Origin of the sequence: Streptococcus mitis, assembly GCF_002096895.1 — a bacterium.
In the GTDB taxonomy this organism is placed as follows: domain Bacteria; phylum Bacillota; class Bacilli; order Lactobacillales; family Streptococcaceae; genus Streptococcus; species Streptococcus mitis_AH.
Genome location: NZ_NCVI01000020.1, coordinates 731,511 through 752,637 on the forward strand (window position 1 = coordinate 731,511; position 21,127 = coordinate 752,637).

Here is a 21,127-nt window from a genome sequence, read left to right on the forward strand (position 1 = left end):
CATGCAGATTCAAAAAAGTTTTAAGGGGCAGTCTCCCTACGGTAAGCTGTACCTAGTGGCAACGCCGATTGGCAATCTAGATGATATGACCTTTCGAGCTATCCAGACCTTGAAAGAAGTGGACTGGATTGCTGCTGAGGACACGCGCAATACAGGTCTTCTTCTCAAGCATTTTGACATTTCTACTAAGCAGATTAGTTTTCATGAGCACAATGCTAAGGAAAAAATTCCTGATTTGATTGGTTTCCTGAAAGCAGGGCAAAGTATTGCTCAGGTATCCGACGCGGGTCTGCCTAGTATCTCAGACCCTGGTCATGATTTGGTTAAGGCAGCGATTGAGGAAGGAATCGCAGTTGTCACTGTTCCAGGTGCCTCTGCAGGAATTTCTGCCTTGATTGCCAGTGGTTTAGCGCCACAGCCACATATCTTTTACGGCTTTTTACCCAGAAAATCAGGTCAGCAGAAGCAATTTTTTGACTCGAAAAAAGATTATGCTGAGACACAAATTTTCTATGAATCACCCCATCGTGTGGCAGATACGCTAGAAAATATGCTAGAAGTCTACGGTAATCGCTCGGTTGTCTTGGTCAGGGAATTAACCAAAATCTATGAAGAATACCAAAGAGGAAAGATCTCTGAATTGCTGGAAAGTATCTCTGAAACTCCACTCAAGGGTGAATGTCTTCTCATTGTTAAAGGTGCTAGCCAAGATGTGGAGGAAAAGGACGAGGAGGACTTGTTTTTAGAAATCCAAGCCCGTATCCAGCAAGGCATGAAGAAAAATCAAGCCATCAAGGAAGTCGCTAAGATTTACCAGTGGAATAAAAGTCAGCTCTACGCTGCCTACCACGACTGGGAAGAAAATCAAGAAAATGACTAAACAGGGAAGTTTGCCTTCTTCCCTTTTTTTGTTATACTAGTAGAAGAAAAAAATAGAAAGATTTGTGGGTGTTAAACAAGCTAGTGCTTTGTTTTGATATGAACTTAGGTTCCACCCAAAGAGGTATTAGTGTCGTGTCTCAATCTTATATCAATGTTATCGGTGCTGGTTTGGCAGGTTCTGAAGCAGCCTACCAAATCGCAGAGCGTGGTATTCCAGTTAAACTCTATGAAATGCGTGGTGTAAAACCTACTCCTCAGCATAAAACAGACAATTTTGCTGAGTTAGTTTGTTCCAATTCCTTGCGTGGGGATGCTTTGACCAATGCTGTTGGTCTTCTCAAGGAAGAAATGCGTCGCTTGGGTTCTGTCATCTTGGAATCTGCTGAGGCTACACGTGTTCCTGCAGGCGGAGCCCTTGCGGTAGACCGTGATGGTTTCTCTCAAATGGTGACCGAAAAAGTGGCCAACCACCCCTTGATTGAAGTGGTTCGTGATGAAATTACAGAATTGCCGACAGATGTTATCACAGTTGTGGCGACTGGTCCTTTGACCAGTGATGCCCTGGCTGAGAAGATTCATGCCCTTAATGATGGCGATGGTTTCTATTTTTACGATGCGGCAGCGCCGATTATCGATGTCAACACTATCGATATGAGCAAGGTCTATCTCAAATCTCGTTATGATAAGGGAGAAGCCGCTTATCTCAACGCTCCCATGACCAAGCAAGAATTTATGGATTTCCATGAAGCCTTGGTCAATGCGGAAGAAGCTCCGCTCAATTCTTTTGAAAAAGAAAAGTACTTTGAAGGCTGTATGCCTATCGAAGTCATGGCTAAACGTGGTATTAAAACCATGCTTTATGGTCCTATGAAACCAGTCGGTCTTGAGTATCCAGAAGACTACACAGGACCTCGTGATGGAGAATTCAAAACCCCTTATGCGGTTGTCCAGCTTCGTCAGGACAATGCGGCTGGTAGCCTTTACAATATTGTTGGTTTCCAGACCCACCTCAAATGGGGAGAACAAAAGCGTGTCTTCCAAATGATTCCAGGTCTTGAAAATGCGGAGTTTGTACGTTATGGTGTCATGCACCGCAATTCTTACATGGATTCACCAAATCTTCTTGAGCAGACCTATCGTTCCAAGAAACAGCCAAACCTCTTCTTTGCTGGTCAGATGACAGGTGTGGAAGGCTATGTTGAGTCAGCTGCTTCAGGCTTGGTTGCGGGAATTAACGCCGCTCGTCTCTTCAAGGGAGAAAGCGAGGCTGTTTTCCCAGAGACCACAGCGATTGGAAGTCTGGCTCATTATATCACCCATGCTGACAGCAAACATTTCCAACCAATGAATGTCAACTTTGGGATTATCAAGGAGTTGGAAGGCGAGCGTATTCGTGATAAGAAGGCTCGTTATGAAAAAATTGCAGAGCGCGCTCTTAGCGACCTAGAAGAATTTTTAACTGTCTAATTTTTTTGAAAGAATTGCTCATGATACTATAAAAATCTTAGAAATTGTGATAAAATAGGTAGGATAAAAGAAGGAGAGTGAAAATGGCGAATCCCAAGTATAAACGTATTTTAATCAAGTTATCAGGTGAAGCCCTTGCCGGTGAACGAGGCGTAGGGATTGATATCCAAACAGTTCAAACAATCGCAAAAGAGATTCAAGAAGTTCATAGCTTAGGTATCGAAATTGCCCTTGTTATTGGTGGAGGAAATCTCTGGCGTGGCGAACCTGCTGCAGAAGCAGGAATGGACCGCGTTCAGGCAGATTACACAGGAATGCTTGGGACTGTTATGAATGCTCTTGTGATGGCAGATTCATTGCAACAAGTTGGGGTTGATACACGTGTGCAAACAGCTATTGCTATGCAACAAGTGGCAGAGCCTTATGTCCGTGGCCGTGCCCTTCGTCACCTTGAAAAAGGCCGTATCGTTATCTTTGGTGCCGGAATTGGTTCACCTTACTTCTCAACCGATACAACAGCGGCCCTTCGTGCAGCTGAAATCGAAGCAGATGCCATCCTTATGGCTAAAAATGGTGTCGACGGTGTTTACAATGCCGATCCTAAGAAGGACAAGACAGCTGTTAAATTTGAAGAATTGACCCACCGTGACGTTATCAATAAAGGTCTCCGTATCATGGACTCAACAGCTTCAACCCTCTCAATGGACAACGATATTGACTTGGTTGTCTTTAACATGAACCAACCAGGCAACATCAAACGTGTCGTATTTGGTGAAAATATCGGAACAACAGTTTCAAATAATATCGAAGAAAAGGAATAAGAAAGATTATGGCTAACGCAATTATTGAAAAAGCTAAAGAGAGAATGACCCAGTCTCACCAATCACTTGCTCGTGAATTTGGTGGTATCCGTGCTGGCCGTGCCAATGCAAGCTTGCTTGACCGTGTACATGTAGAATACTATGGAGTCGAAACTCCTCTTAACCAAATCGCTTCAATTACCATTCCAGAAGCGCGTGTTTTGTTGGTAACACCATTTGACAAGTCTTCATTGAAAGACATCGAACGTGCTTTGAACGCTTCTGATCTTGGTATCACACCAGCGAATGACGGTTCTGTGATTCGCTTGGTTATCCCAGCTCTTACAGAAGAAACTCGTCGTGACCTTGCTAAAGAAGTGAAGAAGGTCGGTGAGAATGCTAAGGTGGCTGTCCGCAATATCCGTCGCGATGCTATGGACGAAGCTAAGAAACAAGAAAAAGCAAAAGAAATCACTGAAGACGAATTGAAGACTCTTGAAAAAGACATTCAAAAAGTAACAGACGATGCTGTTAAACACATCGACGACATGACTGCCAACAAAGAGAAAGAACTTTTGGAAGTCTAAAAATAAACAGAAAAACTCAGTTGGCATTGCTGGCTGAGTTTTATTCGAAAGAAGGAAATATGAATACAAATCTTGCAAGTTTTATCGTTGGACTGATCATCGATGAAAACGACCGTTTTTACTTTGTGCAAAAGGATGGTCAAACCTATGCTCTTGCTAAGGAAGAAGGTCAACATACGGTAGGGGATACGGTCAAAGGTTTTGCCTACACGGATATGAAGCAAAAACTCCGCCTGACCACTCTAGAAGTGACCGCCACTCAGGACCAATTTGGTTGGGGAACTGTAACGGAAGTTCGTAAAGACTTGGGTGTCTTTGTGGATACAGGCCTTCCTGACAAGGAAATCGTTGTGTCACTCGATATTCTCCCTGAGCTCAAGGAACTCTGGCCTAAGAAGGGCGACCAACTTTACATCCGTCTCGAAGTGGACAAGAAAGACCGTATCTGGGGACTCTTGGCTTATCAAGAAGACTTCAAACGTCTGGCTCGTCCTGCCTACAACAACATGCAGAACCAAAACTGGCCAGCCATTGTTTACCGCCTCAAGCTGTCAGGGACTTTTGTTTACCTGCCAGAAAATAACATGCTTGGCTTTATCCATCCTAGCGAGCGCTACGCAGAGCCACGTTTGGGTCAAGTTTTAGATGCGCGTGTTATTGGTTTCCGTGAAGTGGACCGTACTTTGAACCTATCCCTTAAACCACGTTCCTTTGAGATGTTGGAAAATGATGCCCAGATGATTTTGACCTACTTGGAAAGCAATGGTGGTTTCATGACCTTGAATGACAAGTCATCCCCTGAGGATATCAAGGCAACCTTTGGAATTTCTAAAGGTCAGTTCAAGAAAGCACTCGGTGGCTTGATGAAGGCTGGTAAAATCAAGCAAGACCAGTTTGGGACAGAGTTGATTTAGGGAGACATATGAGAAAATCATTTTACACTTGGCTCATGACCGAGCGCAATCCTAAAAGTAACAGTCCCAAAGCTATCTTGGCAGACCTAGCTTTTGAAGAGTCAGCCTTTCCAAAACACACAGATGATTTTGATGAGGTGAGTCGCTTTTTGGAGGAGCATGCCAGTTTCTCTTTTAACCTAGGAGACTTTGACGCTATCTGGCAAGAATACATAGAGCACTAGCATGATTCACTGGGTTTGGGCTAGTAATTTCTCCACCCCTTTGCTATAATAAAAAGAAATAAAAGGATTAGAGAGGTTCTTTATTTGAAGGAACATTCAATAGACATTCAACTGAGTCATCCAGATGACCTGTTTCATCTTTTTGGTTCCAATGAACGCCATCTTCGTTTGATGGAAGAAGAGCTTGATGTGGTGATTCATGCTCGTACGGAGATTGTCCAGGTTTTGGGAGAAGAGGCTGCTTGTGAGGAAGCCCGTCAGGTTATTCAAGCTCTCATGGTCTTGGTGAACCGTGGGATGACCGTTGGTACGCCAGATGTGGTGACTGCAATTAGCATGGTCAAAAACGATGAAATCGACAAGTTTGTCGCCCTTTACGAAGAAGAAATCATCAAGGATAATACAGGGAAACCTATCCGTGTCAAAACACTGGGTCAAAAACTTTATGTGGACAGTGTTAAACAGCATGATGTGACCTTTGGAATTGGGCCAGCAGGGACAGGGAAGACCTTTCTTGCAGTGACCTTGGCAGTGACTGCCCTTAAACGTGGGCAAGTCAAACGAATTATCTTGACACGTCCAGCGGTTGAGGCGGGAGAGAGTCTTGGATTTCTTCCGGGTGATCTCAAAGAGAAGGTAGATCCTTATCTTCGACCTGTTTATGATGCCTTGTATCAGATTCTGGGAAAAGACCAAACGACTCGTCTTATGGAGCGTGAAATTATAGAAATTGCGCCTCTTGCCTATATGCGTGGACGGACCTTGGATGATGCCTTTGTCATTCTCGATGAGGCGCAAAATACGACCATCATGCAGATGAAGATGTTTTTGACTCGTTTAGGCTTTAATTCTAAGATGATTGTCAATGGAGATATCAGTCAGATTGACCTGCCACGTAATGTCAAGTCCGGTTTGATTGATGCCCAAGAGAAGCTCAAGAACATTCACCAGATTGACTTTGTTCATTTTTCAGCCAAGGATGTGGTTCGCCATCCAGTTGTCGCTCAGATTATCCGAGCTTATGAACCACCTCCAGTTAAAAAAGAAGAGAGTGAAGAAAGCCAAGAAGAAACAGAATAGTATAAAAGAGCAGGTCAGGTGGACTTGCTCTTTCTTTTATCTGCTAATTAGATTTTTTTAGATTAGTTCGTCAATTGGAGTATATTTTTTATCGAGACCTTGGGCTACTGGAAGACTGGTTAAGTAACCTTGATAAGTGGTAACACCTTGGCGCAAGCCCTCATCTTCAGAGATTGCTTGTGAGAAGCCTTTGCCAGCCAAAGATTCGATATAAGGAAGAGTGACATTGGTTAGGGCAATGGTTGAAGTACGAGCAACCGCACCAGGGATGTTGGCAACGGCATAGTGGAGCACACCATGTTTTTCATATACAGGTTCATCGTGCGTTGTCACACGGTCAGCTGTCTCGATAACGCCACCTTGGTCAACGGCAACGTCAACGATGACTGATCCTGGACGCATTTGCTTGACCATCTCATCTGTGACCAGTTTTGGTGCCTTGGCACCTGGGATGAGAACCGCTCCGATCACCACATCCGCATCTCTGACACTTGATTCGATGTTGAATGAATTGGACATAAGAGTTTGAATTTGATGGCCAAAGACATCTTCAAGTACTGAAAGACGTTTCGCACTGATATCTAAAATAGTCACTTGAGCACCAAGACCAAGCGCAATTCGGGCAGCATGGGTCCCGACGACACCGCCACCGATAATGGTTACTTTTCCTTTAGGAACACCCGGTACACCACCTAGTAGGACACCAGAACCTCCTGCTTGCTTAGTTAGGAAATGGGCGCCGATTTGGACTGCCATACGGCCTGCAACCTCACTCATAGGTACGAGGAGTGGTAACTGACCTTGGGGATCACGAACAGTTTCATAGGCAATCCCTGTTGTTTTTTTTGCTAGCATAGCATCTGCTAATTCAGGAGCTGCGGCCATGTGCAAGTAGGTGAAGAGAAGCAGGTCGTCACGTAAGTAACCATATTCAGAAGCTAGTGGTTCTTTTACTTTGACGACCAACTCGGCCGACCAGGCTTCAGCAGCAGTAGAAACAATCTCAGCTCCTTGCTTTTGATAGTCAGCATCAGTAAATCCTGAACCGAGACCAGCCTTTGTTTCGATAAGGACGCGATGACCACGACCGACTAAGCTGTGGACACCAGCAGGTGTGAGGGCAACACGGTTTTCATTATTCTTAATTTCTTTTGGAATTCCGATTAACATAGAGAAAATCTCACTTTCTATTGACGGGTTGTAAATGATTTATCACAATTAGCTATAAAATAAGGTGATGATTTTATTCTATATGAAACCGCTTTAAAAAGCAAGAAAAATTTGTTATCAATTCTTTTTTATGCTAGACTGGTAAAAAATACTTTTAAATGGTAGAAACGTATGGAATCAATCTTTTTAAAACTAGCTCAGTATCCAATAGTGGAGACAGAGCGTTTATTGCTTAGACCTGTAACCTTGGATGATGCGGAAGAAATGTTTGAGTGTACATCAGATAAGAAAAAAGGAGATTCTCTTGGACGAAAAGCAAATTATAAAGTTAAAGGACGTTGAATTTGTAGGAATTGGTACTTTTGAAGGGGAAACAGTTTTTTTTGATAAGAAAACAGACAAGATGTTCTTAGGTCATTCTAAAACAAAGTTTAAAGTGTCTCCTGTCGCTTTCTCAGCAGGAGCAACACTTATACTTTATGTGATTGTAAGAGAAATAAGTAAAATTCGGGTGTTCAGTGGTTTTTGGCCCTTGATTTTTGGTTTATTTTTAATGTTCATTGTCTCAAAACTTCTCTACAGACCAGCTTTGAATGAAGAATTAATTATTAGGCCTTTTGTGCTTTCAAATAGTGATATGATGACTTTTCTTCAAAGCGAGAAGAAAAATATAGTTAAGAGTCATCTCATTATACTACTGGGATTTCTTTTTCCAGTGATTTTTTCAATAATTTATTTATGGCTATCTAGTGTTATGTTCTTATTTTTAGCCATTTTATTTTTTATGTTCCCCCTATTGTTATTAAACACGAAACCAATACAAAGATATAAAGTGGTTCATATGTTAGACAAAAAATATTCCACTAAGGAAAAGGATTCATGAAAAATATTTAAAAAATATGGTTCCGATAGGAACAATTGATAAAAATCCAGTTTATTTTGATAAAAAAGATTCTAGTTTATACATAGTAAGAAAAAAGACTTCTTTTTTGGAAACTGCTGGCAGTAGCATGATCATGATTATTTATGTCATAATTGGAAAAGTTAATTCCAAATACTATTTAACCATTCTGGGAAGATATCAATTTTTAATGATAGGCATCCTGATTTCCTTTATAACAGCCTTTGTTGTTTGTTATGTTATCTTCCATCGTGAGAGAGAAGTGGAAAAACTTCAATTAGAGGAAAAAGCAATGAGGGACTTTGTGTTAAGAGAGCGAAAGAATGTCTTTTTTACCTATGTATCTCTTATCATATTTCCACTAATGATACTATTTTTTGCACACCTCTTTATCACATATGGCAATATTTCATGGGGAGTTGTTTCAGTTTTATTTATAACTATATATTTTATGTTCTTTTATAATAAAGTATTCCAAAGAGGAAAAATCATAAATGGACTGTATAAAACTTATAATTGAGAAAGATAATTATGAAAAGTAAAACTAAGAATTTCATTGCTCTAGGTATATATCAGGGAAAATCTGTCTACTATAGCAATGAAAATCATAAACTCTTATATTCAACAAAGGTTAAAACCAATGGAGCAACTGCCCTTACTGGTTACAGTTCAATTGCTCTTATTTTATATAGTGTTTTGAGAAGTATAAGTAAAAATGGGGAAGTACCAACAGATTTTCGGTTGCTGTCTTTGGTCCTTGCTTATATTATCATTAGTATCGGTAGCAGTCTATTCCTTTATTATGTTTTAAATCGTGTCATTGAGTTGGAAGAATTTCAAATTGATTTAATAAACTATCAAAACTTTTTAAAGCAAGAAAAAAGGAATGTTTTAATAGTTTATATAACGATGATCAGTTTTTTGCTCATAGATATAGTGACTGCAATCATTTTCATAAGTTCAGGTAATTATATTAGTCTTGTATTAACTTTATCATCATATTTTATTGTATACACTATTTTAAATACCAAATTGATTAAACGCGGCATGATATTGAGAAAGTTATACAAAGAATTAGAAAATAAAGATATTTAATTGAAAGATCGAGTTCTATAGATTTTTTAATTTATTGAAAAATTAGAATAAGCTGATTAAGCTGTGATTTTTAATTAAACGGACTTAGAGTTAGGTCAATTTAGGAGGTTAATGTGAAAGAAAAAACAGTGAAAGAAGTTGAAGAATTAAATAAAGCATATTTTAAAAGCTTAGCGAATACTCGCGCATCTGTAAGCATGATGTTGATTTCATTTACAGGAGCCTTCGTTTTGGCATTGTTTCTGCTTTTCCAATATTTTTATTTTGTTAAAGGCTACGGAATAAATCCTTTGGAAAATTACTTTTTTGATTTTGTCTTGATTTATGTTATTTATCTTGTCGTGGCAACCTTTATTCCACTAGGAATGACATTTATTTATCGTAGACAGATTTTATCAACCATATTATTACTTTTATCTTATATAGGTATTTTTTTATCTTTGATACTTATATCTTATATTATTCTTGTTTATTCAAGGACTAATTTGCAGGAATACAACGAACGTTCATTATACACTATTCCTTTTTTGTTAATCTGTACAGTTGTTGGTTTTGTTTATCACTATTTTTGGCTAAAAAGAGAGTTAAAAAAAGGTTTTTCTACCAATAGAACAATGGGTAATTATTTTGCGAAATCTAGTGCTTATAGTAAGAACTCTCTTCTTATTATTTTTATAGTTTCTATGATAGGCGGTCTTCTTTCAGGTAAGTTGATACTTATTTTTGGAATTCTTGGAGCTCTTCTTTTCAGCTATGCATTTTCTCAATTGATTACAGAAGTTGCCTACCTTTTATATCTAAAAATTCAGAGCAAGGAGTATTGGGAAGATGTACCTAAGAAAAAAGAGACTTTTCGAAATTTATTTATGGATTTCAGTTTGAAGAAAGCAAAGATTAGAATTTCCCTTGAGATTTTGTTTTGTTCAATATTCCTAGGTATTATGTATAATATAGGCTATTTTAGTCCTAGTTCATACACCCCCCTTTGGCTTATTTGGCTTGGGAGAATATTTATAATTTTGATAGGGCTGGATATTTTGGGGAGCTTTATTCTATCTATGATGAAAAGATTAGAAACTGGATTCAAAAAAGGAAAGAAAAAACAGTGAAAGAAGTTGAAGAATTAAATAAAGCATATTTTAAAAGCTTAGCAAACACTCGCGCATCTGCAAGTATGATGTTGATTTCATTTACAGGAGCAGTCATCTTTGGAGTAGAGCTATACCTAATTGATTTTGGTCTGCAAAAGTCATCGAACATATTTTTTAATTTTATTTTATTATATTCGGTCTATCTTATAGTGGCAACTGTGATTCCACTAGGGATGAGTTTTATTTATCGTAAACAAATTTTATCAACTATTTTATTACTATTATCGTATATAGGAATTTTCTTATCGTTAATGCTAACGTGTTATATTTTGTTTACAGTTAATAATAATGGCTTTCAAGAGTTTAATGAATCGTCAATACCAGTCATTTTGTTTTTAGTATTCTCTACAGTTTGTGGCTTTATTTATCAATATTTTTGGTTGATGCGACAACTGAAAAACGGTTTTTCTGCAAGTCGAACGGTGAGAAATTACTTTGCCAAATCCAGTACCTACAGTCAAGAATCTATTCTCATTATTTTTATGTTAGTATTGTTAACTAGTGCTTTTTTAGGGAAGTTTGCTATGGTTTTTGGTATTACAAGTACACTCCTTTACTGCTATGCTTTCCCCCAATTGATTATTGAAGTAGTCTATCTTTTATATCTTAAAACTCAAAGCAAGGAATATTGGGAAACAGAACCGGACGGAGAGGTCAGTTTTAGAAATTTATTCAGAAATTTATTTAAAGAATTTAGTCTGAAGAAAGCTAAAATTCGCATTCCTCTTGAAATATTTTTACTTCTTCTTATTATTTACATTGATGGGGGAAATGCCTACATCAATGTATTTATTAATCAAACACGTTGGCTGCTTTTGCTTATTAGAATATTTATAATCTCAATAGGACTAGATATTTTGGGAAGTTTTATTCTTTATGTCATAAAAAAAGTAAATACTAGATTCAAAAAAGGAAAGAAAAAATGATAAATCTTCATTGTCAGTAGGACTCTGAATTATGTAATTATTGATTTTAAGAAACATTTAGAAATGCTTCCAAAGACCAGAAAACTCTCTGCTCTAGAATCAGTTATCTGGTATTCTTTGTTCGCGCTTCTTGTTATCACTTCTTTTTTATGCTAGACTGGTAGAAAATACTTTTGAATGGTAGAAACGTATGGAATCAATCTTTTTAAAACTAGCTCAGTATCCAATAGTCGAGACTGAGCGTTTATTACTTAGACCTGTAACTTTGGATGATGCGCAAGAAATGTTTGACTATGCCTCGGACATAGAAAATACACGCTACACTTTTCTAACCAATTAAAGCTTGGAAGAAGCCAAGAACAACATTGCTCAGTTCTACTTGGCCAATCCCTTGGGACGGTGGGGAATAGAACTAAAAAGCAATGGTCAGTTTATTGGAACCATTGACTTGCACAAGATTGATCCTGTTCTTAAGAAGGCAGCTATTGGCTACATTATCAATAAAAAGTATTGGAATCAAGGATTGACGACAGAAGCCAATCGTGCCGTAATTGAGCTAGCTTTTGAGAAGATAGGAATGAATAAGTTAGTTGCTTTACACGATAAGGCTAATCCCGCGTCAGGAAAGGTCATGGAGAAATCAGGAATGCATTTTTCTCACGAAGAACCTTATGCTTGTATGGACCAGCATGAAAAAGGCCGAATTGTGACAAGAGTTCATTATGTCTTGACCAAGGAAGACTATTTTGCAAATAAATAAGCAGTTGAGAAGAAATTTTCGACTGTTTTTTCTTCCTCTTACGAATAATCTAAGAGAGGAGAAAATATGGAAGCAATTATCGAGAAAATCAAAGAGTATAAAATCATTGTTATCTGTACTGGTCTGGGCTTGCTTGTAGGAGGATTTTTCCTGCTAAAGCCAGCTCCACAAACACCTGTAAAGGAAACGAATTTACAGGCAGAAGTTGCCGCTGTTTCCAAGGATTCATCGAACGAAAAGGATGTGAAGAAGGAAGAAAAGGAAGAACCGGTTGAACAAGATCTAATCACAGTAGATGTAAAAGGCGCTGTTATAGCACCTGGAATTTATGATTTGCCGGTAGGTAGTCGAGTTAATGATGCTGTTCAGAAGGCTGGTGGTTTGACAGATCAAGCAGACGGTAAGTCACTCAATCTAGCTCAGAAAGTTAGTGATGAGGCTCTAGTTTACGTCCCAACTAAGGGAGAAGAATCAGCTAGTCAGCAGGCAGGTCCTGGGACGGCTTCCTCAACGAGCAAGGAAAAGAAGGTCAATCTCAATAAGGCCAGTCTGGAAGAACTCAAGCAGGTCAAAGGACTGGGTGGCAAACGAGCTCAGGATATTATCGACCATCGTGAGGCAAATGGGAAATTCAAGTCGGTTGATGAACTCAAGAAAGTCTCTGGCATTGGTGCCAAGACCATAGAAAAGTTAAAAGATTATGTTACAGTGGATTAAGAATTTCTCTATTCCCCTAATTTACCTTAGTTTTCTGTTGCTTTGGCTTTACTACGCCATTTTCTCATCATCTTATCTCGCACTACTAGGTTTTGTTTTTCTGCTAGTCTGTCTCTTTATCCAATTTCCGTGGAAATCTGCTGGTAAAGTTCTAATAATTTGTGGAATCTTTGGTTTCTGGTTTCTGTTTCAAAATTGGCAACAGAGTCAAGCGAGTCAAAATTTGGCGGATTCTGTTGAAAGGGTACGGATTTTACCAGACACTGTTAAGGTCAATGGTGATAGTCTATCCTTTCGTGGTAAGTCTGATGGACGCATTTTTCAAGTCTATTATAAACTCCAGTCCGAGGAGGAGAAAGAAGCCTTTCAAGCTTTAACCGACCTTCATGAGATAGGACTAGAAGGAAAACTTTCAGAACCAGACGGGCAGAGAAATTTTGGTGGTTTTGACTACCAAGCCTATCTGAAAACTCAAGGGATTTACCAAACATTAACTATCAAAAGAATCCAGTCACTTCAAAAGGTTAGCAGTTGGGATATAGGAGAAAATCTGTCCAGTTTACGTCGAAAGACTGTGGTTTGGATTAAGACGCATTTTCCAGACCCTATGCGCAATTACATGACAGGGCTCTTGTTAGGACATCTGGACACCGACTTTGAGGAGATGAACGGGCTTTATTCTAGTTTAGGAATTATCCACCTCTTTGCCTTGTCGGGTATGCAGGTAGGTTTTTTCATGGACGGATTTAAGAAACTCCTCTTGCGATTGGGCTTGACCCAAGAAAAGTTGAAATGGCTGACCTATCCCTTTTCCATTCTCTATGCTGGTCTGACAGGATTTTCAACTTCGGTTATTCGCAGTCTTTTGCAAAAGCTACTGGCTCAACATGGTGTTAAGGGATTAGATAATTTTGCCTTGACGGTCCTTATCCTCTTTATCATCATGCCAAACTTTTTCCTGACTGCAGGAGGAGTCTTGTCCTGCGCCTATGCTTTTATCTTGACCATGACCAGCAAAGAAGGAGAGGGCCTCAAGGCTGTTGCTAGAGAAAGTCTAGTCATTTCCTTGGGAATACTGCCCATTCTGTCCTTCTATTTTGCGGAATTTCAACCTTGGTCCATCCTTTTGACCTTTGTCTTTTCCTTTCTATTTGATTTGGTCTTCTTACCGCTCCTGTCTATCTTATTTGCCCTTTCCTTTCTCTATCCAGTCATTCAGCTGAATTTTATTTTTGAATGGTTGGAGGGGATGATTCGCTTGGTATCACAGGTGGCAAGTAGGCCTCTAGTCTTTGGACAACCCAATGCATGGCTTTTAATTTTATTGTTAATTTCCTTGGCTTTAGTCTATGATTTGAGGAAAAACATTAAAATGATAATAGTATTGAGCTTACTGATTACAGGTCTCTTTTTCCTGACCAAGCATCCACTGGAAAATGAAATTACCATGCTGGATGTGGGGCAAGGCGAAAGTATTTTCTTACGGGATGTAACTGGTAAGACCATTCTCATAGATGTGGGAGGTAAGGCAGAGTCTGATAAGAAAATTGAAAAATGGCAAGAAAAGGCGACAACCAGCAATGCCCAGCGAACCTTGATTCCCTATCTCAAAAGTCGAGGAGTAGATAAGATTGACCAGCTGATTTTGACAAATACGGACAAGGAACATGTTGGAGATTTGTTGGAGGTGACCAAGGCTTTCCATGTAGGCGAAATTTTAGTGTCCAAAGGCAGTTTGAAACAGAAGGAAATTGTTGCAGAACTACAGGCAACTCAAACCAAGGTGCGCAGTGTGACAACAGGAGAGAACTTGCTAATTTTTGGAAGTCAGTTAGAAGTCCTAGCTCCAAGGAAAATAGGAGATGGAGGTTATGATGATTCCCTGGTTCTGTATGGAAAACTTTTGGATAAGCACTTTCTCTTCACGGGAAATTTGGAGGAGAAAGGAGAGAAGGACATGCTGAAGCAATATCCTGACTTAGAGGTGGATGTATTGAAAGCTAGCCAACATGGCTCTAAAAAATCATCAAGTTCAGCCTTTCTAGAACAGCTCAAACCAGAGCTTACTCTTATCTCAGTTGGAAAGAGCAATCGAACCAAACTACCTCATCAGGAAACCTTGACACGACTGGAAGATATCAATAGCAAAGTTTACCGAACTGACCAGCAAGGAGCTATACGCTTTAAGGGGTGGAAAAGTTGGAAAATAGAAACGGTTGGTTAATGAGCAGAAACTTTTTAAAAAAATAACTTTTTATCTTGACAAGGGCTAGAAAACTTGGTATCATATAAAAGTTGAGAAAAGCAGAAGTGAGAGCTTCTCGCCTTGTGACATTAAGTTGCCTGGCCCTACGGATGAAAAGTTTCTAAGAAACGCTATCATAACGTGCGGGCTTGTATATTTACGAGTCCGCTATTGTTTTTCTCTAATAAAACAAAAGAGGTGAAAACCATAGCAAAGCAAGACTTATTCATCAATGATGAGATTCGTGTACGTGAAGTTCGCTTGATTGGTCTTGAAGGAGAACAGCTAGGCATCAAGCCACTCAGTGAAGCGCAAGCTTTGGCTGATAACGCTAATGTTGACCTAGTATTGATTCAACCCCAAGCCAAACCGCCTGTTGCAAAAATTATGGACTACGGTAAGTTCAAATTTGAGTACCAGAAGAAGCAAAAAGAACAACGTAAAAAACAAAGTGTTGTTACTGTGAAAGAAGTTCGTCTAAGTCCAACTATTGACAAGGGTGACTTTGATACAAAACTTCGCAATGCACGCAAATTCCTTGAAAAAGGAAATAAAGTTAAGGTATCTATTCGCTTTAAGGGTCGTATGATTACCCATAAAGAGATTGGTGCAAAAGTTTTAGCCGAGTTTGCTGAAGCAACTCAAGATATTGCCATCATCGAACAACGTGCTAAAATGGATGGACGTCAAATGTTCATGCAATTGGCGCCAGCGACTGACAAAAAATAATTGTCAGAAAGTTAAATAAAGGAGAAAAAATCATGCCAAAACAAAAAACACACCGCGCATCAGCTAAACGTTTCAAACGTACAGGTTCTGGTGGACTTAAACGTTTCCGTGCTTACACTTCTCACCGTTTCCACGGAAAAACTAAGAAACAACGTCGTCATCTTCGTAAAGCATCTATGGTGCATTCAGGAGATTACAAACGTATCAAAGCAATGCTTACTCGCTTGAAATAATAGCTTGACTGTAAGTAAACAATTCTAGGAAATATTTGGAGGAAATAAAACATGGCACGTGTTAAAGGTGGCGTTGTATCACGCAAACGTCGTAAACGTATTCTTAAATTAGCAAAAGGTTACTATGGAGCTAAACACATCTTGTTCCGTACTGCAAAAGAACAAGTAATGAACTCTTACTACTATGCATACCGTGACCGTCGTCAGAAAAAACGTGACTTCCGCAAATTGTGGATCACTCGTATCAACGCGGCAGCTCGTATGAACGGACTTTCATACTCACAATTGATGCATGGTTTGAAATTGGCTGAGATCGAAGTTAACCGTAAAATGCTTGCTGACTTGGCTGTTAATGATGCAGCAGCTTTCACAGCTCTTGCAGATGCAGCTAAAGCAAAACTTGGTAAATAATAACTGATGAGACTGGAACAGGATTGTCCCAGTCTTTTTTAAAATAAAGGAGAAAAATATGGCTTCAAAAATGCTACACACTTGTTTACGAGTAGAAAATCTTGAAAAATCAATTGCATTCTATCAAGATGCTTTTGGTTTTAAAGAATTGCGTCGCAGAGATTTTCCAGATCATGCCTTCACGATTGTCTATCTAGGACTTGAGGGTGACGACTATGAGTTGGAGTTGACTTACAATTACGATCACGGTCCTTATGTGGTTGGAGATGGGTTTGCCCATATCGCTCTCAGTACCCCTGATCTTGAAGCTCTTCATAAAGAACATAGCGACAAAGGCTATGAAGTAACGGCGCCTAATGGTCTACCAGGAACTGCACCGAACTATTACTTTGTTAAAGACCCTGATGGCTACAAGGTCGAAGTCATTCGTGAAAAATAATCTCATGAAGTCAAGTGGAATGTTCGTTTTCTATTTGACTTTTTTAAGCTGAAAGAGTATACTAGTAAAAATTTAACCTTTAAGGGGAGTCCCGAGAGACTCACAAGGTGTCAGATAAAAGAATAGTACAATTTTCTAGAGGAGACTTTTTGAGTGTGCTCTCTTGTGTTGTACGATTTTAACTGAGGCCTTGTACAAGTAAGGTCTTTTCTTTATCTGGTCCCCTTAAAATTTAAGGAGGAAAAGTCATGAATCCCACATGTAAGAAACGTTTGGGTGCAATTCGTTTGGAAACCATGAAGGTGGTCGCACAAGAGGAAATCGCGCCAGCAATCTTTGAATTAGTCCTAGAAGGGGAAATGGTTGAGGCCATGCGAGCAGGCCAATTTCTTCATCTGCGTGTGCCTGATGACGCCCATCTCTTGCGTCGCCCTATTTCAATTTCGTCTATTGATAAGGCTAATAAGCAGTGTCATCTTATTTATCGGATTGAAGGGGCTGGGACAGCTATTTTCTCAACCTTAAGTCAGGGAGACACTCTTGATGTGATGGGTCCTCAGGGAAATGGTTTTGACTTGTCTGACCTTGATGAGCAGAGCCAGGTACTCCTTGTTGGTGGGGGGATTGGTGTTCCGCCCTTGCTTGAGGTGGCCAAGGAATTGCATGCGCGTGGTGTGAAAGTAGTGACAGTCCTTGGTTTTGCTAATAAGGATGCTGTTATTTTGGAGACGGAATTGGCCCAATATAGTCAGGTTTTTATAACGACAGATGATGGTTCTTATGGTATCAAGGGAAATGTGTCCGTTGTCATCAAGGATTTAGACAATCAATTTGATGCTGTTTACTCATGTGGGGCTCCAGGAATGATGAAGTATATCAATCAAACCTTTTATGACCACCCAAGAGCCTATCTATCTCTGGAATCTCGTATGGCTTGTGGGATGGGGGCTTGCTATGCCTGCGTCCTAAAAGTGCCAGAAAGCGAGACGGTTAGCCAACGCGTCTGTGAAGATGGGCCTGTTTTCCGCACAGGAACAGTTGTATTATAAGGAGAAAATCATGACTACAAATCGTTTACAAGTTTCTCTACCAGGCTTGGATTTGAAAAATCCGATCATTCCAGCATCAGGCTGTTTTGGTTTTGGACAAGAGTATGCCAAGTACTATGATTTAGACCTTTTAGGTTCTATTATGATCAAGGCGACAACCCTTGAACCACGTTTTGGCAATCCAACTCCAAGGGTGGCAGAGACACCCGCTGGCATGCTCAATGCAATCGGCTTGCAAAATCCTGGTTTAGAAGCTGTTTTAGCTGAAAAACTGCCTTGGCTGGAAAGAGAATATCCAAATCTTCCTATTATTGCCAATGTGGCTGGTTTTTCAAAACAAGAGTATGCAGCTGTTTCTCATGGGATTTCCAAGGCAGCTAATGTGAAAGCAATCGAGCTCAATATTTCTTGCCCTAACGTAGATCACTGTAATCACGGACTTTTGATAGGTCAAGATCCTGATCTGGCTTATGATGTGGTGAAAGCAGCTGTGGAAGCCTCTGATGTACCAGTTTATGTCAAACTAACTCCTAGTGTGACGGATATCGTCACAGTCGCAAAAGCAGCAGAAGATGCGGGTGCAAGTGGCTTAACCATGATCAATACTCTGGTTGGTATGCGCTTTGACCTCAAAACTAGAAAACCAATCCTAGCAAATGGAACAGGTGGGATGTCTGGTCCAGCAGTCTTTCCAGTAGCCCTCAAACTCATCCGTCAAGTCGCCCAAACAACAGACCTCCCCATTATTGGAATGGGGGGAGTGGATTCGGCAGAAGCTGCCCTAGAAATGTATCTGGCTGGAGCATCGGCTATTGGAGTTGGAACAGCCAATTTTACCAATCCATATGCCTGTCCTGATATCATCGAAAATTTACCAAAGGTTATGGATAAATATGGCATCAGCAGTCTGGAAAATCTCCGCAAGGAAGTAAAAGACAGCCTCAGATAAGCTAGACTATCCTTATTGTCAATAAGACACATAATTTTCATCATTTTGTAATATTTTCATCCTTTAACTATGTTAGAATAAAGTTAATTACGAATGATGTAGATGAATTTCTACTTAGGGGAGTAAAATGAAGAAAACACTACTTGTAAGCACGGCAGTGCTTGCATTGGCAATTGTGCCTACAACATCAGTCTTTGCTGAAGATAGTAAAACAACAGACCAAAGTCAAACGATGAATAAGAGTCAATCTGTGGACAAAAATCAGTCTAAAGAAAAAAATCAGACTCCAGCATCAGAAGAGAAAAAAGTTGTTGAAAACACAAAGAATGAAACTGAAAAGACGGAAAAAAAGAAAGAACCAGTTGTTGTAAAAGAAAATAATTCTAAACAAGAGGCTATTCCAAATAAAGAAAAAGTTGAAGAAGCTCATAAGAATGGTTGGCAGAAAGAGCATGGGAAATGGCTTTTTTATGAGAATAATCAACCAATAAAAAATTGGAAAAAAATTGCGGGGGTCTGGTATTTATTTGATCAACATGGAATCATGGCCAGCAATACTATTGTTAATGACTATGCTTTTCGTACTAGTGGAGCAATGGTAGAAAATTCCTGGGTGAAAATTGCTGATAAATGGTATTATGCTACAGATTCAGGAAAGATTGTTCGTAATAGATGGGAAAAAATTAGCAATGTTTGGTATTACTTCAATCAAGACGGAGTTATGGCTAGCAATACTCTAGTGAACGATTATCTGCTTAATAATACTGGAGCAATGGCTCAGAATGCTTGGGTGAAGATTACTGATAAATGGTATTATGCTACAGATTCAGGAAAGATTGTTCGTAATAGATGGGAAAAAATTGGTAATGTTTGGTATTACTTCAATCAAGATGGAGTTATGGCTAGCAATACTCTAGTGAACGATTATTTGCTTAATAATACTGGAGCAATGGCTCAGAATGCTTGGGTGAAGATTACTGATAAATGGTATTATGCTACAGATTCAGGAAAAATCCTTCGTAATAAATGGGAAAAGATTAAGGGCACATGGTACTATTTTAACAGTGATGGTGTGATGGCTAGTAATCAGTGGAAAGATGCTTACTATCTAAAAAATAGTGGAGCAATGGCTGAAAAAGAATGGATTTTTGATAAATCTTATAATAGCTGGTTTTACCTAAAATCAGGTGGTGCTTATGCTTCACGTGAATGGATTGGTGCTTATTACCTCAAATCTGGTGGTTATATGGCTAAGAATGAATGGATTTTTGATCCTAACTACAATGCATGGTACTACCTGAAAGAAGATGGAAGCTATGTTACTGGTGGTTTTAACATCAAAAATAAAGAGTACTTCTTCCAAGATAACGGAAAGTGGATTCAAAGTCCAAAATATTTTAAGGTCAAACCAATCACAGCCTATATTTACAGTGAATCAGGAGATATTTTAAGCTATGTCAATCAGGGAAGTATTGTGACCTATGATGGCTCTAAAAGCAAGGGTAGTCGTCTAGCTGTTTCAATATCAGGATTGTCCGGTTATATGAATCAAAGTGATTTGGCTTTAGTTGAGGAAGGAAGTGAGTTTATTCCTCACTATACTACTGACGGAAGATTCCTATACCATGAACTTTCTCCATACACTAGTATACGGGTAGCTCCACATACTTCAGCCATGAAAATTGGTAAGAAGTATTATTCAAAGGATGGAGAACATTTCGATGGGTTTACTATCAAAAATCGTTTCCTTTTCAAGAATTTAACTGAACCAACCAACTATAGTGCGGATGAATTAAATAGAGTTTATTCGATGATGAATATCCGAAACAGTCGTCTTGCCGGTAAAGGAGCAATTTTTAAAGAAGCTGAAAAACGTTACGGTGTCAATGCTCTCTATTTAATGGCTCACAGTGCGCTAGAAAGTGCTTGGGGACGTAGCCAGATTGCTAATGATAAAAATAACTTCTTCGGTATAGCTGCTTACGATACCAGTCCCTATGATTCCGCTAAGAAATTTGATGATGTAGACAAAGGAATTCTTGGTGCGGCCAAGTGGATTCGTGAGAACTATATTGACCGTGGAAGAGATCACCTTGGAAATAAAGCGACGGGAATGAATGTACGCTATGCATCAGATCCGTACTGGGGTGAAAAAATAGCTAGTATCATGATGAATATCAATAGTCGACTTGGTGGAAAAGATTAAAAGATAAGCAACGATAACTGCTGAAAAAGTGGTTGTCGTTTTTTTATTTTTCCGTAGATTTAAGAAGATAAAATGGAGTGAAGTATAGTCAAAAAGCCGTTGCAAAGCGTTTTTTAACAATAATAACATATAATTCAATTGATTACTTTGATATATTATAGTAAAATGTAATAAAAATGCTAAAGGAAATTA

At 39.2% G+C, this 21,127-nt stretch carries 22 protein-coding genes, 2 pseudogenes and 1 other annotated feature; of the genes and pseudogenes, 23 read left to right on the forward strand and 1 reads right to left on the reverse strand.

The window, feature by feature from the left end; all coding sequences use genetic code 11:
• Position 1: 1 nt before the first annotated feature.
• From rsmI to B7697_RS08315, 7 genes are all read left to right on the forward strand, one after another.
• Positions 2 to 880: a 16S rRNA (cytidine(1402)-2'-O)-methyltransferase gene (gene rsmI / locus B7697_RS08285; RefSeq protein ID WP_084951287.1), complete on the forward strand. Its 879-nt coding sequence runs from the start codon at positions 2 to 4 to the stop codon at positions 878 to 880.
• 134 nt (positions 881 to 1,014) lie between these two features.
• Positions 1,015 to 2,349 carry a methylenetetrahydrofolate--tRNA-(uracil(54)-C(5))-methyltransferase (FADH(2)-oxidizing) TrmFO gene (trmFO, locus tag B7697_RS08290; protein ID WP_192851487.1) on the forward strand — a complete coding sequence of 445 codons (1,335 nt, stop codon included), beginning with the start codon at positions 1,015 to 1,017 and terminating at the stop codon, positions 2,347 to 2,349.
• Positions 2,350 to 2,432: 83 nt separating this feature from the next.
• Positions 2,433 to 3,170, forward strand: a complete 738-nt coding sequence (gene pyrH, locus B7697_RS08295) for a UMP kinase (protein ID WP_000002996.1) — start codon at positions 2,433 to 2,435, stop codon at positions 3,168 to 3,170.
• Between the two features lie 8 nt (positions 3,171 to 3,178).
• Complete coding sequence (gene frr / locus B7697_RS08300; protein WP_001262225.1) at positions 3,179 to 3,736, forward strand: ribosome recycling factor; 558 nt, start codon at positions 3,179 to 3,181, stop codon at positions 3,734 to 3,736.
• Between the two features lie 59 nt (positions 3,737 to 3,795).
• Complete coding sequence (gene cvfB, locus B7697_RS08305) at positions 3,796 to 4,650, forward strand: RNA-binding virulence regulatory protein CvfB (protein WP_001095458.1); 855 nt, start codon at positions 3,796 to 3,798, stop codon at positions 4,648 to 4,650.
• Positions 4,651 to 4,658: 8 nt separating this feature from the next.
• Positions 4,659 to 4,874, forward strand: a complete 216-nt coding sequence (locus tag B7697_RS08310) for a YozE family protein (protein WP_001232083.1) — start codon at positions 4,659 to 4,661, stop codon at positions 4,872 to 4,874.
• An 84-nt stretch (positions 4,875 to 4,958) separates the two neighbouring features.
• Positions 4,959 to 5,954 carry a PhoH family protein gene (locus tag B7697_RS08315; protein ID WP_084951290.1) on the forward strand — a complete coding sequence of 332 codons (996 nt, stop codon included), beginning with the start codon at positions 4,959 to 4,961 and terminating at the stop codon, positions 5,952 to 5,954.
• Positions 5,955 to 6,011: 57 nt separating this feature from the next.
• On the opposite strand, the gene ald is transcribed toward B7697_RS08315, so the two are convergent.
• On the reverse strand, positions 6,012 to 7,124 hold the full coding sequence (gene ald, locus B7697_RS08320) for an alanine dehydrogenase (protein ID WP_084951293.1): 1,113 nt from the start codon (positions 7,122 to 7,124) through the stop codon (positions 6,012 to 6,014).
• 171 nt (positions 7,125 to 7,295) lie between these two features.
• Here ald and B7697_RS08325 point away from each other — a divergent pair.
• The 16 genes and pseudogenes from B7697_RS08325 to B7697_RS08400 form a co-directional block, all read left to right on the forward strand.
• A pseudogene (locus tag B7697_RS08325) lies at positions 7,296 to 7,415 on the forward strand (GNAT family N-acetyltransferase); the annotation flags it as partial.
• A 13-nt stretch (positions 7,416 to 7,428) separates the two neighbouring features.
• On the forward strand, positions 7,429 to 8,007 hold the full coding sequence (locus B7697_RS08330) for a hypothetical protein (protein ID WP_084951296.1): 579 nt from the start codon (positions 7,429 to 7,431) through the stop codon (positions 8,005 to 8,007).
• A 16-nt stretch (positions 8,008 to 8,023) separates the two neighbouring features.
• Positions 8,024 to 8,545 (forward strand): hypothetical protein, encoded by a 522-nt coding sequence (locus B7697_RS08335; protein WP_084951299.1) that lies wholly within the window; start codon positions 8,024 to 8,026, stop codon positions 8,543 to 8,545.
• An 11-nt stretch (positions 8,546 to 8,556) separates the two neighbouring features.
• Positions 8,557 to 9,120 (forward strand): hypothetical protein, encoded by a 564-nt coding sequence (locus B7697_RS08340; RefSeq protein ID WP_084951516.1) that lies wholly within the window; start codon positions 8,557 to 8,559, stop codon positions 9,118 to 9,120.
• A gap of 113 nt (positions 9,121 to 9,233) precedes the next feature.
• The gene (locus B7697_RS08345) at positions 9,234 to 10,229 is read left to right on the forward strand and encodes a hypothetical protein (RefSeq protein WP_084951301.1); all 996 of its coding nucleotides are present in this window, start codon (positions 9,234 to 9,236) and stop codon (positions 10,227 to 10,229) included.
• Positions 10,226 to 11,197 (forward strand): hypothetical protein, encoded by a 972-nt coding sequence (locus B7697_RS08350; RefSeq protein ID WP_084951303.1) that lies wholly within the window; start codon positions 10,226 to 10,228, stop codon positions 11,195 to 11,197. Before B7697_RS08345 ends, B7697_RS08350 begins: the two co-directional genes overlap by 4 nt.
• A 190-nt stretch (positions 11,198 to 11,387) precedes the next feature.
• Positions 11,388 to 11,957: pseudogene (locus B7697_RS08355) on the forward strand (GNAT family N-acetyltransferase).
• Positions 11,958 to 12,023: 66 nt separating this feature from the next.
• Positions 12,024 to 12,674, forward strand: a complete 651-nt coding sequence (locus B7697_RS08360; RefSeq protein ID WP_084951306.1) for a helix-hairpin-helix domain-containing protein — start codon at positions 12,024 to 12,026, stop codon at positions 12,672 to 12,674.
• Complete coding sequence (locus tag B7697_RS08365; protein ID WP_084951310.1) at positions 12,658 to 14,898, forward strand: DNA internalization-related competence protein ComEC/Rec2; 2,241 nt, start codon at positions 12,658 to 12,660, stop codon at positions 14,896 to 14,898. Before B7697_RS08360 ends, B7697_RS08365 begins: the two co-directional genes overlap by 17 nt.
• A 72-nt stretch (positions 14,899 to 14,970) precedes the next feature.
• Positions 14,971 to 15,102 (forward strand) — a sequence feature (ribosomal protein L20 leader region).
• Positions 15,103 to 15,117: 15 nt separating this feature from the next.
• Positions 15,118 to 15,648 (forward strand): translation initiation factor IF-3, encoded by a 531-nt coding sequence (gene infC, locus B7697_RS08370; protein ID WP_000848180.1) that lies wholly within the window; start codon positions 15,118 to 15,120, stop codon positions 15,646 to 15,648.
• 32 nt (positions 15,649 to 15,680) lie between these two features.
• Entirely contained in the window at positions 15,681 to 15,881 is a 201-nt protein-coding gene (gene rpmI, locus B7697_RS08375; protein ID WP_001125943.1) for a 50S ribosomal protein L35, read from the forward strand.
• A 51-nt stretch (positions 15,882 to 15,932) separates the two neighbouring features.
• On the forward strand, positions 15,933 to 16,292 hold the full coding sequence (gene rplT / locus B7697_RS08380) for a 50S ribosomal protein L20 (protein WP_000124834.1): 360 nt from the start codon (positions 15,933 to 15,935) through the stop codon (positions 16,290 to 16,292).
• Positions 16,293 to 16,350: 58 nt separating this feature from the next.
• On the forward strand, positions 16,351 to 16,731 hold the full coding sequence (gloA, locus tag B7697_RS08385; RefSeq protein ID WP_084927571.1) for a lactoylglutathione lyase: 381 nt from the start codon (positions 16,351 to 16,353) through the stop codon (positions 16,729 to 16,731).
• Between the two features lie 248 nt (positions 16,732 to 16,979).
• Positions 16,980 to 17,780: a dihydroorotate dehydrogenase electron transfer subunit gene (locus B7697_RS08390; protein WP_084951313.1), complete on the forward strand. Its 801-nt coding sequence runs from the start codon at positions 16,980 to 16,982 to the stop codon at positions 17,778 to 17,780.
• Entirely contained in the window at positions 17,743 to 18,729 is a 987-nt protein-coding gene (locus tag B7697_RS08395; protein WP_192851488.1) for a dihydroorotate dehydrogenase, read from the forward strand. The genes B7697_RS08390 and B7697_RS08395 overlap by 38 nt, the downstream gene beginning before the upstream one ends.
• A 127-nt stretch (positions 18,730 to 18,856) precedes the next feature.
• The gene (locus tag B7697_RS08400) at positions 18,857 to 20,935 is read left to right on the forward strand and encodes a glucosaminidase domain-containing protein (RefSeq protein WP_084951318.1); all 2,079 of its coding nucleotides are present in this window, start codon (positions 18,857 to 18,859) and stop codon (positions 20,933 to 20,935) included.
• Positions 20,936 to 21,127 lie beyond the last annotated feature (192 nt).

Bases quoted from the DNA above. Each gene is read 5' to 3' on its own strand.
- B7697_RS08360 (WP_084951306.1), top strand. From the start codon at position 12,024: ATGGAAGCAATTATCGAGAAAATCAAAGAGTATAAAATCATTGTTATC.
- gloA (WP_084927571.1), top strand. From the start codon at position 16,351: ATGGCTTCAAAAATGCTACACACTTGTTTACGAGTAGAAAATCTTGAA.
- ald (WP_084951293.1), bottom strand. From the start codon at position 7,124: ATGTTAATCGGAATTCCAAAAGAAATTAAGAATAATGAAAACCGTGTT.
- rplT (WP_000124834.1), top strand. From the start codon at position 15,933: ATGGCACGTGTTAAAGGTGGCGTTGTATCACGCAAACGTCGTAAACGT.
- rpmI (WP_001125943.1), top strand. From the start codon at position 15,681: ATGCCAAAACAAAAAACACACCGCGCATCAGCTAAACGTTTCAAACGT.
- B7697_RS08340 (WP_084951516.1), top strand. From the start codon at position 8,557: ATGAAAAGTAAAACTAAGAATTTCATTGCTCTAGGTATATATCAGGGA.
- rsmI (WP_084951287.1), top strand. From the start codon at position 2: ATGCAGATTCAAAAAAGTTTTAAGGGGCAGTCTCCCTACGGTAAGCTG.
- pyrH (WP_000002996.1), top strand. From the start codon at position 2,433: ATGGCGAATCCCAAGTATAAACGTATTTTAATCAAGTTATCAGGTGAA.
- B7697_RS08395 (WP_192851488.1), top strand. From the start codon at position 17,743: ATGGGCCTGTTTTCCGCACAGGAACAGTTGTATTATAAGGAGAAAATC.
- B7697_RS08400 (WP_084951318.1), top strand. From the start codon at position 18,857: ATGAAGAAAACACTACTTGTAAGCACGGCAGTGCTTGCATTGGCAATT.
- B7697_RS08365 (WP_084951310.1), top strand. From the start codon at position 12,658: ATGTTACAGTGGATTAAGAATTTCTCTATTCCCCTAATTTACCTTAGT.
- B7697_RS08335 (WP_084951299.1), top strand. From the start codon at position 8,024: ATGGTTCCGATAGGAACAATTGATAAAAATCCAGTTTATTTTGATAAA.
- B7697_RS08310 (WP_001232083.1), top strand. From the start codon at position 4,659: ATGAGAAAATCATTTTACACTTGGCTCATGACCGAGCGCAATCCTAAA.
- B7697_RS08390 (WP_084951313.1), top strand. From the start codon at position 16,980: ATGAATCCCACATGTAAGAAACGTTTGGGTGCAATTCGTTTGGAAACC.
- cvfB (WP_001095458.1), top strand. From the start codon at position 3,796: ATGAATACAAATCTTGCAAGTTTTATCGTTGGACTGATCATCGATGAA.
- frr (WP_001262225.1), top strand. From the start codon at position 3,179: ATGGCTAACGCAATTATTGAAAAAGCTAAAGAGAGAATGACCCAGTCT.